Annotated in this window: 16 protein-coding genes; 6 read left to right on the plus strand and 10 right to left on the minus strand. The window is 42.7% G+C overall.

From position 1 onward, the window contains the following. Window positions 1-3 precede the first annotated feature (3 nt). Window positions 4-1389: a deoxyguanosinetriphosphate triphosphohydrolase gene (locus J7I42_RS06405; protein ID WP_209137940.1), complete on the plus strand. Its 1386-nt coding sequence runs from the start codon at window positions 4-6 to the stop codon at window positions 1387-1389. A gap of 130 nt (window positions 1390-1519) precedes the next feature. Here the strand turns inward: J7I42_RS06405 and J7I42_RS06410 are convergent, their stop codons facing one another. Beyond that, window positions 1520-3088, minus strand: coding sequence for a DUF6770 family protein (locus J7I42_RS06410; RefSeq protein ID WP_209137941.1), 1569 nt, complete (start codon window positions 3086-3088; stop codon window positions 1520-1522). Window positions 3089-3126: 38 nt separating this feature from the next. Further along, complete coding sequence (locus tag J7I42_RS06415) at window positions 3127-4575, minus strand: M48 family metalloprotease (RefSeq protein WP_209137942.1); 1449 nt, start codon at window positions 4573-4575, stop codon at window positions 3127-3129. 116 nt (window positions 4576-4691) lie between these two features. Between J7I42_RS06415 and J7I42_RS06420 the strand changes: the two genes are divergently transcribed. Beyond that, a complete protein-coding gene (locus tag J7I42_RS06420) occupies window positions 4692-5099 on the plus strand; it encodes a Dabb family protein (RefSeq protein WP_209137943.1) in 408 nt (135 codons plus the stop codon). A 9-nt stretch (window positions 5100-5108) separates the two neighbouring features. Beyond that, window positions 5109-5516, plus strand: coding sequence for a DUF2251 domain-containing protein (locus J7I42_RS06425; protein WP_209137944.1), 408 nt, complete (start codon window positions 5109-5111; stop codon window positions 5514-5516). A gap of 8 nt (window positions 5517-5524) precedes the next feature. Here J7I42_RS06425 and J7I42_RS06430 read toward each other — a convergent pair whose 3' ends face one another. The 6 genes from J7I42_RS06430 to J7I42_RS06455 form a co-directional block, all read right to left on the minus strand. Further along, on the minus strand, window positions 5525-6382 hold the full coding sequence (locus tag J7I42_RS06430) for a polysaccharide deacetylase family protein (RefSeq protein ID WP_209137945.1): 858 nt from the start codon (window positions 6380-6382) through the stop codon (window positions 5525-5527). Continuing rightward, window positions 6348-7304 carry a glycosyltransferase family 2 protein gene (locus J7I42_RS06435; protein WP_209137946.1) on the minus strand — a complete coding sequence of 319 codons (957 nt, stop codon included), beginning with the start codon at window positions 7302-7304 and terminating at the stop codon, window positions 6348-6350. Before J7I42_RS06435 ends, J7I42_RS06430 begins: the two co-directional genes overlap by 35 nt. Before the next feature lie 314 nt (window positions 7305-7618). Next, complete coding sequence (gene pgl / locus J7I42_RS06440; RefSeq protein WP_209137947.1) at window positions 7619-8341, minus strand: 6-phosphogluconolactonase; 723 nt, start codon at window positions 8339-8341, stop codon at window positions 7619-7621. A 130-nt stretch (window positions 8342-8471) separates the two neighbouring features. Continuing rightward, window positions 8472-10001 carry a glucose-6-phosphate dehydrogenase gene (zwf, locus tag J7I42_RS06445; protein ID WP_209137948.1) on the minus strand — a complete coding sequence of 510 codons (1530 nt, stop codon included), beginning with the start codon at window positions 9999-10001 and terminating at the stop codon, window positions 8472-8474. Window positions 10002-10027: 26 nt separating this feature from the next. Then, the gene (gndA, locus tag J7I42_RS06450; protein ID WP_209137949.1) at window positions 10028-11446 is read right to left on the minus strand and encodes an NADP-dependent phosphogluconate dehydrogenase; all 1419 of its coding nucleotides are present in this window, start codon (window positions 11444-11446) and stop codon (window positions 10028-10030) included. A 269-nt stretch (window positions 11447-11715) separates the two neighbouring features. Further along, window positions 11716-12189, minus strand: a complete 474-nt coding sequence (locus J7I42_RS06455; protein ID WP_209137950.1) for a c-type cytochrome — start codon at window positions 12187-12189, stop codon at window positions 11716-11718. A 421-nt stretch (window positions 12190-12610) separates the two neighbouring features. Here J7I42_RS06455 and J7I42_RS06460 point away from each other — a divergent pair, with 421 nt between their 5' ends. Beyond that, window positions 12611-12934 (plus strand): RNA recognition motif domain-containing protein, encoded by a 324-nt coding sequence (locus J7I42_RS06460; RefSeq protein WP_209137951.1) that lies wholly within the window; start codon window positions 12611-12613, stop codon window positions 12932-12934. Window positions 12935-13036: 102 nt separating this feature from the next. Here the strand turns inward: J7I42_RS06460 and J7I42_RS06465 are convergent, their stop codons facing one another. Together J7I42_RS06465 and J7I42_RS06470 are read right to left on the minus strand one after the other, a co-directional pair. After that, window positions 13037-13492 (minus strand): sensor histidine kinase, encoded by a 456-nt coding sequence (locus tag J7I42_RS06465; RefSeq protein WP_209137952.1) that lies wholly within the window; start codon window positions 13490-13492, stop codon window positions 13037-13039. A 290-nt stretch (window positions 13493-13782) separates the two neighbouring features. Further along, window positions 13783-14028 (minus strand): DUF72 domain-containing protein, encoded by a 246-nt coding sequence (locus tag J7I42_RS06470; RefSeq protein ID WP_209137953.1) that lies wholly within the window; start codon window positions 14026-14028, stop codon window positions 13783-13785. Between the two features lie 233 nt (window positions 14029-14261). Between J7I42_RS06470 and J7I42_RS06475 the strand changes: the two genes are divergently transcribed. Continuing rightward, window positions 14262-15494 carry a TCR/Tet family MFS transporter gene (locus tag J7I42_RS06475; protein ID WP_209137954.1) on the plus strand — a complete coding sequence of 411 codons (1233 nt, stop codon included), beginning with the start codon at window positions 14262-14264 and terminating at the stop codon, window positions 15492-15494. Next, window positions 15491-15862, plus strand: a complete 372-nt coding sequence (locus J7I42_RS06480) for a YccF domain-containing protein (protein ID WP_209137955.1) — start codon at window positions 15491-15493, stop codon at window positions 15860-15862. The genes J7I42_RS06475 and J7I42_RS06480 overlap by 4 nt, the downstream gene beginning before the upstream one ends. Window positions 15863-16052: the final 190 nt, after the last annotated feature.

Consider the following 16052-nt stretch of genomic DNA (forward strand, 5'->3'; position numbering starts at 1 on the left):
GCCATGAACTGGCAACAACTCAATAGCAGCAAACGGAGTGGGTCTGAAAACAGAACGGCGTACACCGATGCGGTGCGTACTTCCTTTGTACGGGATTATGATCGCCTTATATTTTCGAGCGCCTTCAGACGGCTGCAAAACAAAACCCAGGTATTCCCCTTACCCGGGCCCGGGGTGTTTGTGCATAACAGGTTAACACATAGCCTGGAGGTAGCCTCCGTAGGCCGGTCGCTGGGTAAAGCGGTGGGCGACGCCATAGCGCAAAAATATCCCCAGGAAAATGACTACTTCCGTGAGTTCTATAAATACGAGCTGCCCTCGGTAATTGCAGCAGGTTGTCTGGCACATGATATAGGCAACCCGCCGTTTGGGCATTCGGGTGAAGAAGCTATCCGTACTTTTTTCCGGGATTTGGCCGGGGCGGAAAAGAGCCAGTTCTCAGACCTGTTAAGCGAGAACCAGCAACGCGATTTTCTTTTTTTTGAAGGGAACGCCAATGCCTTTAGAACCCTTACGCATAGTTTTAACGAAAAATCAGCTGGTGGTTTCCGGCTAACTTATGCTACGTTGGCCTCTATTGTAAAATATCCTTCCGATTCACTCAGCGGTTTTAATAAACATCAGCTGGTAACAAAAAAATCAGGTTTCTTCGATTCAGAAATTGAGACCTATACATACATTGCCAAAGAGCTGGGCATACCCCGGCTCTATGAGTCAAAGAACATATATGCCCGCCATCCCTTTGTTTACCTGGTAGAGGCGGCGGATGATATCTGTTACCGCATCATTGATTTTGAGGATGCACATCGACTGAATATTATTTCCATCGACACCATTAAAGATCTATTCCTGCAGTTTTTTGAAAACGAATCAGGGTACGATGCCCGTGACCGGGTTGAACAAATATTCAACGACATTAACGACCACAACCAGCGTGTGCAGTTTTTACGCGCCAAACTCATTAACCTGCTCATCAACCGGGTTACTACCGTGTTTATGGAGAAGGAAACCGAACTGCTGGAAGGGACCTTACAAAAATCATTGATCGATTATTTGCCCGAAGCTGAATTGCAACTGATCAAGACCATCGACAAATTTTCCATTGAACACATTTATAACCACCGGTCCGTTGTGGAAATTGAGATTGCCGGTTATAATGTAATAGGTGGGTTGCTAAAAGAATTGTTTGGTGCGGTAATTAATCCCAAATCGGCCAAATCACAGAAGTTGCTTCAACTGATCTCGCAACAATTTGTAATTACCGGCGAACGCGACAAACTTTACAACGATATTCAGGCGGTGGTTGACTTTATTGCCGGCATGACGGATCTGTTTGCTGTAGACGTATACCGGAAGATAACCGGGATTGCATTCCCTCAGATAAGATAGGGAGGTAGGAAGTAAGAAGTAGCTGATACGAATTTCGCGAATTTCATACTTCTTACCTCTTACATCATAAAGTTTAAAACAAAGGGGCTGTCAAAAACATGACAGCCCCTTTGTTAATAGTAGTTTCCAGTTAGTTTACTTTTTCAAGGTGCATATCTATGCGCTTGTCCTTTTTGAAATATTCAAGGAGCATTACAGAGCCGGTTTTGGCTGGTAAAATGCGCATGTTGCTTGAAGACGTTTTAAGATTTATCTTATCTGTAGTAAGGTTGTTGTTATAATAGCTGATTGAGTTAAAGGTCAACCCTTTGTAATCTTTTGAGCGAACATAGTCAGTATAACCTACCACAAACGTACTGTGTGCTTTATCGGTTTGTGAAAAGGCGTAATCAAAACCGTTGTATACATATTTGATCTGATAGGCCAGTAATTGTGCACTGTAGAAATCAGCGCTCATCATTTCAATACTGTTACTGTTCTTATCAAAGATCTGAGCGTTCGTTATATCAAACTTATTGTCGAACTGCATCATCACCATGTCGGTTACTTTGATTTTGGTGGTGCTATTGGCGCTGTTGTATCCGCCTGCCGCTGCTTGTAATACCGTAAGGCCAATACCCAATGCGCTGGCTACTCTTTTATAGCCTTCGCCGATGGCAAATATTTTACCATCATTTGTTTGTATAATTCTATGGAAGTAGATGTATCCCAGGTCATCTACGCGGCCGCGGGAGTCTATCTTTAAATGTTTGCTGATATCACCTTCCCATGAGTTGTACTTGGCATTGGTGATCTTACCCTGGTTATTCAAAACCCATACACCCAAGCCCTTGCTTTTATCCTTTATTACATTGTCTTCTTTGTCGAAATAAGGCCCCATGAGCATAAAATTGTCTGTGTTGCGCAAAGAAGCAACATTCATGGGGAAGAAATTATACTTTTCGATGTTGGTTTCGAATTCAAAGGCTTTTTTGCCATTGTGCAGGTAAATGCCTAACAGCCAGGCTTCCATTTTATTCGACAGCAATCTGTCTTTTTTCATAACCTGGAATACCACTACACTGTCGGTGTAACCCAGGAATTGTGGCGAGGCCATTCTCTCGGGATCTTCAGGATTGTACGTCCATTGTTTCTTTTTCTCTGATTCATAATAGTGCACTTCATACGTATATTGTTTTCCTTCGCGGAGCGGTATATAGGTTACAAAACCTTTGTCGCCTATACCATAGATGCTTTTGTTTTGTGTTTCCTCCGTATTGGTTTGAAGCACCTTATCGATGTAGTTCCTTGACTTTTTATCGATTGGTTGTTGATAGCTGTTCTTTTGTTTACCATCAACACCATAAGTGCGGTAATCGAGCAGCTTCTGATCTGAGTCATAGAACATGAACATGATCTCAGACCCATTGTACGAGGATTCAATCAACTGAATGTTCTTTGAATCGGTGAATTTGATGCTTTTCACCTTATTCACATTTTCATCCATGATCTGCAGGGTATATTCATTGGTGTTTTTATCGATCTTGTCTGATTGATAAAATAAAAAATACCCTTTAATTTCTTCGGCAGCGATAATGGGGCCGGAATTACGTAGGAATACCGATTTAATGTTATCAATACTTAGTTTGGATTGGCCATAACTGATTTGCTGAAGCAACGATAGTGCAATCAGCAGCGCAAGGATTACTTGTTTTTTCATGATTATTAGAAATGTGATTTAAAGGTTTTGGAAACAAATTAGAAATGATATTTTCCGGAAGGGAATTGTTTTTTGTACATGTCGATCAAAGCCTGTTTTTCATCTGGCTTATTGAAATTCGCTTTGCTATCAATTAGTGCCGCCATAAAATCTTCATTCGACATGAGCGTGTTTTGATTATGCAGCAAAAAATAATAGCTAAACGCCCCCAGGTCGGTCAATCGCACCCGTTGTAAAAACTCCAGTAAAGCATTATAATCTTTATCGTTAAAAGGCGAAGGCATATCTGCCACCTTGTTGAGCGTATGGTTCTTTTGTGCGGTAAATAGTTTATTGATGCACCTGCCTGTATTGATGATCAGATAAGGATTGGCGGGCTGGGTTTCCAGCATTTGTAAAGTAAAATGCAGGCTGCGGGTGATGTCTTCTGACCTGTACAGGTAGTCTATGATCTCATAGTCGAAATCACGCCTCAGTTGTTTGAACTCTTTTTCATTCACTACAAACACCCGGCTATTGGGTTTGTAATATTGCCCTACTTTATCCTTTAACAAACTGATGCGTTTGCTGCAATCGGGGTGCGTTTTTAAGGAGTCCCGTTCTTTTTGGCTTTCCTGTTCAGTGCTGGCTGCCAGAGTATTGAACAATGATCTTTCCTCTTGTGTCCATCTTGCCTGGAAGGGGTATTCCTGAAAATTGAATATACGGTTCAGGGCAGGTGTTATATTGTATTTATCAACGTCAATGCTGTCTAATAATGCCAGACAGGTAAGTGATTCCCGGATATCAAAAGAGGTATTTTTCAGCCATTCAACCGCCATGGAATCGGCCTGCGCTTCATGTTCGCGGCTATGCTGGCGGCTGTCAAACGTTATTGTTCTGGCCAGTTTTTCCAGTTGTTGGTTTTTTTGATATTGACTTTCATTGATCTTTTTAAGTTCTTTCTGAAATTCGTCGGAATACACTGTATTTACATACCGGTCAATAGCATTGTTACCGTGGTTCAAATACAAATGTGCCAGCTCATGACACAATACAAATGCTGCCTGGCTTTCATTCTGTAGCTTATAAAAAAGGCCTATATTGAACAGGATGGTGCCTTCGCCCAAACTGCTTGCATTTGGCCACCAGGCGCGTGAAAATGCTACCCGTGTTTCCAAAGAACCAAGTGTTTGGTTGGATTTTATAATTTCCTGTAGCAGACCCTGCAGATAGCCATTGGCGACAGTTTCCGTTATGAGCTCTTTTCTGTCGTACATCTTCTTAATGTTCTCATAACGGCTCTTAAATATATCTTCGAAGTATTTTTTGTTCTTTCCGCTATGGGCCAACACATCGCTTTTATACCTTTTGTCAGTAGCGTCTATCCATTCTTTATATTTATTGGCATCGTCTTGGGGGGAATTATAATAAGTAAGACTTTGGGAAAAAGCGTTACTAATGCAAAAGCATAAAATCAGGCAGATAACAGCGTTGAAGGGTTTCATGGGCGTTAGTCCAGGTATGAACCAAAAGTATAATATTCTTGCAGAATTCAATAATTAATTAAATAAAACTTATACAGGCTAAGGGCCTTTTCATAGCTTTACTAAAAGCTTAAAACATGTCAACACGCCGTGAATTTATTGGAAATACCGGAAAAGCGATGATTGCCGGTGGATTGGTTACCTTAGCAGAAAATGGGGATCCCGTTATGATAGAAAACAAATTCATCCATCACGTTTATTTCTGGTTAAAGAATGCCGGCAGTAAGGAAGATCGCGCCAAACTCATTGAAGGGCTTCAAAAGCTGTCGAAAGTGAAAACGATAAAGACCTTTCATATTGGCCAGCCTGCTGATACCAACCGCGATGTAATTGACCGGTCCTATGCCATTTCGTGGTTTACTATGTTTGATAATGCAGCTGACCAGGCAAGCTACCAGGTAGATCCGATTCACCTGAAATTCGTTGAAGACTATTCACACTTATGGAGCAAGGTTACTGTATATGATTCTGTAGATGCTAAATAACAGGCACCCATGAACGGATACTTACTGAGGGAGCAGGTCTATATTGCGGGTGAAGCAACCTTTATTGATTGTACCAACGATATAAACAAGTTTGCCGTCGTGTTTGAGGACGATACCGACACAGGGTATTTTTATGCGTATGCACTGGATGCTGAAGGAAGGCAATTGGTATTAGATGCGTTGCATATTTACAATATCGAGGAGGTGCCGGTGGAACAGCGAAAGGGCATTATCAGGATCATATGGTCGAAAGACTGGCAATGTTGTGCGCTGGTGATCAACAATTATTGTCACGCCATATTCGATTTCAAAAATCAGGGCGGGTACTGCCGGAATGAATTTCCACCCCCCAATGATTTCTGGACAAAAGGAGAAAGAGCGCTCACCAATGAAATGGTAGCGGCCCTGTTTAAATAAGTAAATGGTTAGGCTTTATTTGCCAATGACGCCACCAGCGGGGCCCTCAGGGGATCTGCTGCTGGTCTATTAAGTTGTCGGGATTCCAGTGACCTGGTGGTGGAAAGCATTTGCCACATTGTGGTGAAATCACCTTCTGCTTTCAGGTCTTTGATTAGACGGTACAGGCGTTGTTGCAGTTTTTCACCAGACCATCTTTTAGCATAACCCGGCATTTCAAACTCCCAGATGTCGGTAAACTCCCAGGGATGAAAATATAAACACAGGTAGCCGTCATTGCGTAATGTTTTAATAGCCAGGTTTTTAAAAACATTGTAAGGCATGTTTTTAAAGGCAAGCCAAAACAGAGGTATGCGCAGGCGCGGACTCACAGATGCCGGAACTCGCAGCATATTTTGATCGGTGTATATGGTACGGGGCAGGTGAAGATCATTGTACCGGCCGGGGATCCAGGTAGGGTTTACTGAGGAGTCGTAACTATAACCCGCGGCAATAACATCGGCCATAGGTACTTTTTTCAGTCGTGGCATCCTTAACCCATATACGGGCTGATTGGAAATATCTTCCAGTTCGAGCCGGCTTCGTAAAAGGTCTTCAGTTTTATACCCGGTATGATAATAGGTATGCGAAGCAATTTCATGTTTTCGCGCTATCTGGCGAATGCTGTCGGGATGCCAATTGGCAAAATTGGCGGTAGTAAAAAAAGTACAGGCAGCATCGGTGCCATTTATGATCGATATGGTGGCTTGCAGACCCCTGTAACCGGTTTCCATTTGTTCTTCAATGGAAAGCTGTTGTTTATATTCCAGGGGCATGTCAAACTCTTCTACATCAAAACTCATCAATATGTATTGCTGACGACTCATGGATGTTAGATTCTTTTACAATGTAAACAGGTCGGTGTTTGTTTTGCATGAATAGTTTTCCCAGATAAATACCAATGATACCAAGTATCATTAATTGCAATCCGCCAAAAAATACAACGGTCACAATTAATGAACTCCAACCGGAAATGGTATATCCGAAATAGTAACTATATAAGGCATAAGGTATATAAAGCGTTGATAAGGCAGCAAAAGTGAAACCAATATATGTGGCTGCATATAATGGCCTGATACTAAATGAGGTTATGCCCTGTAAGGCGAACCTGATCATTTTTTTGGAAGTATATTTTGTCGTGCCTGATTTACGCTGGTTAGGTTCATATTCTACAGGGACCTGCTTAAAGCCGGCCCATTTTACCAGCCCTCTGAAGAAAGGTTCAAATTCAGCCAATCCGCGTAATACATCTACCACATTACGGTTCATTAAACGGAAATCGGCTGTACCCTTTTCAATTTTGATATCACTCAGCCAGTTTAAGACCTTGTAAAATAGGTTGGAGGTGATCCTTTTTAATAAGGGCAGCTTTTTATCTTCTTTACGAACAGTGTATACCACATCATAGCCTTCTTCCCATTTTTCGAGCAAGGAGGGTATCAGCTGTGGCGGGTGCTGCATATCACCATCCATGGTGATCACACAATCGCCATCGGCTTTATCCAAACCGGCTTTTATTGCAGCCTGGTGGCCAAAATTGCGGGAAAAGGAGAGGTACCGGATGTGCTCGTCCTGGAGGGCGAGTTTTTTTATTTCATGTAAAGTCAGGTCACTGCTGCCATCATCAACAAACAGTAGGTTATAGCGGTAAGGCAGATCGGCAAATGTGCGTTTGATGGCTTTCGCCATTGCAGTCACATTTTCCCTTTCATTATGTACCGGAACAATGATAGATACCAGTTTAGTCATACTGTCATTGTTTTTTTATGGTAAATAATCAGGTTTGCGATTGAAAACCAACTTGTTGGAAGAGAGGAGACATGGTTCCAGTGAGTACCTTGAGATGCAATAGCAGCATTGACTTGCAAGAATGGTTCTGGCAAGTTTTCGTTCGGGCAATTGTCTGGTGCTTTTCGATTGGGTGTTAACATCTAAATAACTACAGGGAAAACAGCATTTTTGCTGTTTCCCCTATACCCAATGACAAAAACTTATCCAAATCTGTGAAAAATATTACTAATTCCTGAAATGTTGAAAATCAGCAGGATATTTTGACTTGAATATTAGGACTTTAACTTGCTGGCGGCGGCTTCATCCACAAACCAGTGTAACTGGCCACTGAGGGGTTGAATGATCTGCGAGGGATATTGATCTATATTGGGTTCCCCTTTCAATACCTCATACAGCGCGTTGGCTTTATTAGCGCCAAAGGTTAGAAAAGCTACTTTGCTGGCCCGGTTTACAATGGGGGCCGTTAAGGTGATCCGGTACATTTGCTGGGCATCAAGGTAAAAAGAGGTTACCCAGGCTTTTTGCTCATGAATAACGGGGGTATGGGGGAAAAGGGAGAGGGTATGGCCATCATCGCCCATTCCATTAAGTACCAGGTCGAAGGAGAAGCCTTCATTGTTAAAATACTGGTGCAGAATGGCTTCATAGGCTTTGGCAGAATCTTCGGGCGATAAAGAGGTGTCCATTATATGGACCTGTTCCCTAACAACGGGCACTTTATCAAGCAAATGCTCAACCGTCATTTTTGCATTGTTGCGGCTGTCAGCATAAGGTACTGCACGCTCATCGCCCCAGAAAATATGCAGTTTGCTCCAGTCAATACGGTCCCGATAGGGTGGAGCAGCCAGCAGTTCATACAGCTGTTTGGGCGAATTGCCGCCTGTTACCACCCAGGTAAACCGCTCCTGTTTTTGCAGGGTCGTTTCTATGTTGGAAGTGATCCATTCAGCCAGGGCGTGGCTTACTTCGTCGGGTGTTTTGTAAATGTGTAACATGGAGCTTTTTTTATAGAGTTAGCTGATCTTTACCGATTGGCTGTTTGAAAAATGACCTGTCAGATTCCATTCATTACACTGATAATACTCAATCCAATGACGAATCTTACAGGTCATTTATTAATTAGTTTTAACTGCCTGTTTGCACACCCTGGTGCGATTGGGGCAGGGTGATCCAGTTGCGGCCATCGCGGGCAATGAGCGCTTCTGCATCTTCGGGGCCCCAGCTATCGGGTGCATAGTTGGGAAAATCAACTGGTGGTCTGGTTTCCCATGCTTCCTGAATTGGCATTACCACTTTCCAGGCAGCTTCAACCTGGTCGCTGCGCATAAACAGGGTGGCATTGCCTTCCATTACGTCGAGCAACAGGGTTTCATATGCTTCAGGATCATTATCGCCATAAGCATCTTTATAATTAAAGGTCATATCAACCGGGTTCAACGAAACGGTTTGTCCCGGGCGTTTAGCCTGGAAGCGTAACCGGATATCCATTTGCGGCTGAATGCTGATGGTAAGTCTGTTTGGACGCCAGGTTAATGCTGCTTCGGGAGGAAATGCAAAATGAGGCGCCTGTTTGAATTGAATGGTGATGATGGTTGATTTTTCATGTAACCGTTTACCGGTACGAACATAAAATGGCACATCCTGCCAGCGCCAGTTATCAATATAGAATTTTACCGCTGCAAAAGTATCGGTAGGTGACGTGGGATTTATTTTATCTTCATTGCGATAACCTGGTACTTTTTTACCCTGCAACCAGCCATCGGAGTACTGGCCTCTAACGGCGTACTTGTGCACTTCTTCTTTGTTGTATTTGCGCAGGGCGTTTAATACATCTACCTTTTTATTACGGATCTCATTGGCATCGAAAGATACGGGGGCTTCCATAGCCACCATACACAACAATTGCAGAATATGGTTCTGCACCATATCGCGCAGGGCGCCAGAGCGTTCATAATAATCGCCGCGATTTTCCAAACCAACGGTTTCTGCAGCGGTGATCTGAATATGGTCGATGTAATTTCTGTTCCAGATCGGTTCAAACAGGGCATTGGCAAAGCGCAAGGCCAGAATGTTTTGAACGGTCTCTTTACCCAGGTAGTGATCTATGCGGTAGATCTGGGTCTCATCGAACATGGACCTTAACAGCTCATTCAGTTCATGCGCGCTTTTAAGGTCATGACCGAATGGTTTTTCCACCACTATACGGGTGCATTTAGTATCGTGGCAAATGTTCAGCGGGCCCAGTTTGCTGGCAATTTGAGGTACCAGGTGCGGAGCTACCGACATGTAGAAAATAACGTTGGGGTGCTCGCCAAACTCCTGTTCTTTTTGTTTTACGATCTCGGCAATTTTCTGATAATCGGCATCATTGCCGGCATCCATTTGCAGGTATGTAATATATTTTGAGAACGTTTCCCATTTACCGTTCTTATCATCTTTACGGCGGGAGAACTGTTGAATGCCATCGTACAGGTGTTTCCTGAACTTTTCATCGGTATAAGCGGTTCTGCCAATTCCTACAATGCTGAACTTTTCAGGCATCCACCCATCGATAAACAGATTATATAAAGCGGGAGAAAGTTTACGCTGGTTTAAATCGCCACTACCACCAAAAATAAATAGCACAGTAGCTGGCGGACATGTATGATTTGTCATATTCTTATTTGAAGTATCAATTATAATTATTTCTTAGCCCATTCAGTATGGAAAGTTCCTTCCTGATCGATGCGTTGATAGGTATGAGCGCCAAAATAATCGCGTTGTGCCTGCAACAGGTTAATAGGTAATTGCTTGTTGCGATAGGTGTCGAAATAGCTCAGGCTGCTCAATAAGGCTGCGGCTGGTATTCCGTGCTGTATGGCCATGGCAGCAACTGCACGGGTGCCGGTAGCGTTTGCATTTAATATTTTGGCTACCTCAGCATCTAATAACAAATTCGACAGCTCAGGGTTCGCTTTAAAGGCATTAGCGAACGTGGGCAGCAATACTGAGCGAATGATACAGCCACCGCGCCAAACACTTACTACCTGCGGCATGGGAATTTGCATGTCGAGGTCAATACCGGCCCGGTGTAATTGTGCCAACCCCTGGGCATAACATATAATGGTAGCAAACAACAGGGCATCGTGTACCTGTTGAATGAATTGTTCTTTGGGGGTGCCAACTAAACTGGTAGTTTGAGGATATAATGCGGAAGCCTGTACCCGTTCGGCTTTTAAAGCCGATAAGTTACGCATGGCCACGGCCATATCTATGGTGGGAATGGGAACGCCCAGGTCCATAGCGTCCTGTGAGGTCCATTTACCGGTGCCTTTTGCGCCGGCTTTGTCGAGGATCATGTCAACAAGGCGGTTAGGCGTTTTATCGTCGGGTTGTAAAAAGATGTCGGCAGTAATTTCAATAAGAAAAGATCGCAGATCACCTTTGTTCCAGATATCAAAAACGGTATGTAATTCGTCGTTGGTGAGACCGGCGCCGCGATGCAGCAGATCATATGCCTCACATATCAATTGCATGATGGCATATTCAATGCCATTGTGCACCATTTTAACGTAGTGGCCGGCAGCGCCTTTACCCAGGTGGGCTACACAGGGAACGCCATCTACTTTTGCCGCTACGGCTTCCAGCATGGGGCGTACATGAGGGTAGGCTTCCTGATCGCCACCAGGCATAATGCTGGGGCCTGTACGGGCGCCTTGTTCGCCACCCGAAACACCCATACCCATAAAATGAATGCCCTTAGCCTGTAAATAGGTAACACGTCTTAATGTATCGGTAAAGTGGCTATTGCCACCGTCGATGATGATATCGCCTTTTTGCACCAGGGGCAGCAGGCTTTCAATTACATCATCTACCGGTTTACCGGCAGGAACAAGCATCATGATCTTTCGGGGAACTGCCAGCTGGTTCACCATGTCTTGCAGCGAGCTTACTCCTTTAACAGTAGTACCTGCTGTAGCGGCTGATTCCAGCGCTGAAGTTTTCTGATTGTCTTTATCGAACCCGATAACTTTAAAACCGTGATCAGCCATGTTAAGCAGGAAGTTTCTGCCCATAACGCCGAGGCCAATCATACCGAAATCAAATTGTTGTGCACTCATTGCTAATAGATAAGAGTGCAAAAGTAGGCAAATTGCAAATAGGCGGCATGGGATTGGTAAAATTGAAAATTTTCAAATTATTGGCGACTCACGGTAGGCGGTGACGTAAGTGAAAAGCATTAGGGCGATAATCCTTTGGCATTATCTAACGGAATCGTTTCCGTAAAAATAAATAGTCTACAAAAGAACAGACCTGTCAGGTGTGCCTTTGTTAAGGTGCTACTGACAGGTCAATTTCCTCAAATCCGTATAAATGTGGAATAAAATTCTTAGTTATTAGCTGGTGGTTGGGCTGATTGAGCTGGCTGCGTAGGCGGTGGTGGGGGCGCCTTTTTTTCTTCTTTAGGTGCGCTGGCTTCAGGGTGTGGGTTGCCATGGTGACAGCTAAAACAGCCTACCGGTGGAATGGGGTGCCCTTCATCCTTTTTATAATGGAAAAACTTCTTATTAATGCGTTCCGTCATCCGCATCATATCGCGGGCTGCATTTTTTTCCCCCTTTTCATCGCTGGCGAAATCCAGTTTTTTGGGATTGTCTTTTTGAGCGGCATGACAGAAACCACATTTTACCCCCAATGAACTATTGAACATATGCATAACACTGTCCAGTTGTTCATGTGTGGTGTTTTTTGGCAGCACCTTCAGGTTTTTGAATATGGGATCGGCAGGAGCGCTGGCGGCAATGCCCAATACTACCAATGCAACTAAAGTTCCGGCAACCGTAATTTTCTTTTTAAAAAACATAGCAGGTTGAGTTTTAGCTATTGAAATGGGTTAAAAACTTGAGATACAAGATACAGGATTCATGTCACAAGACAAGAAACATGTTTCACGGCTTGAAATTATTGTGATAACCGGTAAACTTTTTATCATGGTTATTGTTAATAAGGTGCAAATGATCTGTTTTATTTTAATGCAATTTTCATTTTGATGACAATACTTAAATTTAATCTGTATTAAGATAAATTAACTTGCCGACAACGATCAGAATCATTGTTATTCAATGCGAATAAAGTATCTTTGTGGTGAGTTTTGAGTGATAATAGCATTCGGTAAGTGAACGATATATCTCGCTACGCATTTCTGCTAATAGTTGTTAGTCTTCCTTTACTCCCTGCTTTACCTCAGATCCATTAATAATTTTTAACCAATTTTAGTTAGTAGTATGAACATTTATGTTTCTAATTTAAGTTTCAACGTAACAGATGATGATTTGGAAGGTTTCTTTGCTGAATATGGTGAAGTAGCTTCTGCTCGTGTAATTACTGATAAATTCACAGGCAAAAGCCGTGGATTTGGATTTGTTGAAATGCCAAATGATGAAGCTGCCAGAAAAGCAATCACTGAATTGGATGGTGGTCGCGTAGAAGGCAGAGAGATCAAAGTTGCAGAAGCTCGTCCTCGTGAAGAGCGTAGCAACAATGGCGGCGGCGGTGGCGGTGAAAGACGTTCATTTAGCCGTAACAACAGCTATAACAATCGTTATTAATCCTGTTAGGTTAAAATATGTAACCCCGACGTTATCGTCGGGGTTTTTTATTTAACAGTGGTAGCTTGTTTAACAGGGTGTAGGGATTGAAATATTCTTTATTTAACAAATAGTTTGAACGGGCGCTGCCATAGAGAAGGTGAGTGTGGTCCCTTCGTTGTGTTGATTGTAGATGCTGATATTGCCGCCTAATTGCCTGGCAGCCTGAACCACATTGGAAAAACCGTTTGACACAGTACTGTAGAAATAAGTGCCATTGTTACGAACACGAACATGCACTCCATCCTTATTACAAACGGCTTCAACCCTTATACACACATTCTCAGAACCATTAATTGCGCCGCTTAACAGATTGCCCAGTACATAGGCCAGCAAATTCTCATCTGCCTGAAGGTGGAATGTGTGATCAACATCGTTGATCACAAAACTTTTTTTACCAGTGACCAATGGTAAAAGGCCTACCATAATTTGATCTATCAGTCTATGAAGAGGAACTGGCTCGGTTGCCACAGTTTGAGTAGGTGGTACAGGATATGTGTAGTGAACAGGGTTTTTCATACAAAGGGACTTTAGTTGATCTTTAAAATTCTCCACAGGGTACAATAAAAAGTGATAATAAGAGTACGGATCATAAGTTTTCAGAGCCTTAACCAGGACTTCGTATAAAAAAATGCGCAGCAAATTAACGAACTAAAAATGTGAAAAAGACATTTGAGGATATCTTCTTCGGAAATTCTTAGCATAAATCAAGGAACAACATACATGGTTTCATGTAATGCTGATTTTTACTGTTTTATCGAGTATTGGGGAGAATGATTTACCTATACCACAAGCAAATAACTGCAATCCTATTTTTCTATAAACTGCTGTATGTATTGTGCATTTTGTATGGCTGCTGTTTGTGCTGTATTATTGAAGTATAAAAATGCCTTATTAATATGTTTAGCATTTTTTATAGCAGTTGCAGTCTGTTCCAGGAACAGTTGGTCATAGGCAGAATAATACAAGTGCGGCACACCGTGAAAGCGATAATACACCATGTTGGTGTTCGTAATTACTTCGTTTGGTAGATCAGGATGACTGATACTGCACATAAACGTTGCGGCAACCCTTTAGGGTAAAAAAGCTCCTTCCATTCTTTATAATGAAAGCCTGAACAACCTATATGCCATTGCGGGAAAGACATTTGATACATGTTTCAGGTTTCAGGGAAAATGGTCAACTTGCCGTTAAACCCTTACAACCTGTACGGTCTTGTTTTCATAATACTTAAAATTTTATACCACAAGGTTCAAAAAACCCAGTACTTTGCATCAACTTTTTAAGTATGAAACCAGTTCGCTCTGCTGCTATAAAATTCATTTTCATTACCGTTCTTATTGATGTAATTGGCTGGGGATTGATAATACCGGTGATGCCAACATTGATTGCGGGGTTAAAACATATACAGGTAAACGAAGCAAGTAAATATGGTAGCTGGCTGGTGGGGGTATATGCATTAATGCAATTTATCTGCGGGCCAATACTGGGAAGCCTGAGTGATAAATACGGTCGTAGACCAGTCTTGTTATTTTCTTTATTTGGTTTTGGCATAGATTATTTATTCATGGCAATGGCGCCCAATTACGGCTGGCTATTCCTGGGCCGTGTTGTATCGGGTATTACAGGCGCAAGTTTTAGTACCGCTTACGCCTATATAGCAGACATTAGTACCAACGAAAACAGGGCAAAGAATTTTGGCATGGTAGGCGCCGCCTTTGGGTTAGGATTTATAATTGGTCCTGCTATTGGGGGGCCATTGAGTAAGTTGGGTTTACGAGCGCCTTTTTATGCTGCTGCCATCTTGTGTTTGTTGAACTGGTTATATGGATATTTTATTTTACCAGAGTCGCTCGATAAAGAGCATCGCCGTGCATTTGATTGGAAACGCGCCAATCCCTTTGGCTCATTGATGCAGTTAAAGAAATATCCCGCAATTGGCGGGTTAGTGATGGCATTGACAATAGTTTATTTGGCAGCCCATGCCGTACAAAGCAACTGGAGTTATTTTACAGCATATCGCTTTAAATGGAGTGAATCAACCATCGGTTATTCATTGGCGCTTGTTGGCGTACTGGTTGCGTTGGTACAAACCGTGATAATGCGTAAATTGAATCCGGTATTGGGAAACGAGCGCAGTATATATATTGGTTTAGCCTTGTATTCGCTGGGCATGTTCCTGTTTGCATTTGCCAATCAAAGCTGGATGATGTTTGCCTTTCTGGTGCCTTATTGTTTGGGTGGAATTGCAGGGCCGGCGTTGCAATCTATCATTGCCGGTCATGTGCCGGCCAATGCGCAGGGTGAGTTGCAGGGAATACTGGGCGGTTTACAAAGTGTTACGTCTTTTTTTGGCCCCTTGATAATGAACAATCTTTTTAATTATTTTACAGAGGATTCGGCGCCATTCCATTTTCCGGGGTCCTCTTTTTTCCTGGGGGCTGTGTTGATGTTAGTAAGCGCAATTATGGCGTATCGTTTTTTATATAAAGAAAAACATATAATACCGGCATCATCATGAATATTCTTGGTAACATTATCTGGCTGGTGTTTGGCGGCCTGGCCGCTGCACTGGGGTATATCTTAGGCGGTTTCGCATTATGTATTTCAATAATCGGCATACCCTGGGGCTTGCAATGTTTTAAACTGGCCGGCGTGGTGTTATGGCCCTTTGGAAAAAGGATTGTGCCCAAGCAGGGCTCCACCGGTTGCTTAGCACTTTTGTGTAATATTATCTGGCTTTTATGCGGTGGCTTGTATACGGCATTGGTACACCTGGTTTTTGCCGCAATTTTTTATATCACCATCATTGGAATTCCTTTTGGCCGTCAGCATTTGAAGTTAATGGAACTATCCCTGTTGCCATTTAGCAGGGATGTAGTTAGTTAGTTTCCGTGTTAATTCATTTCTAAATAACCATTGATCTGTAATCAAACGAGTCCACATTTCGTTTTTCATGTAAGGAATGGGCCGCATTCAGGGTTACGTATTTTTACTATTCAGTCATATATCGTGCTTAATTAGTGTTTATAACTGTCTGACTTTAAGATGAAACAAAAAAGTCATACGACTAAATAGG

This window comes from Niastella soli (assembly GCF_017742245.1).
Taxonomy (GTDB): Bacteria; Bacteroidota; Bacteroidia; order Chitinophagales; family Chitinophagaceae; genus Niastella; species Niastella soli.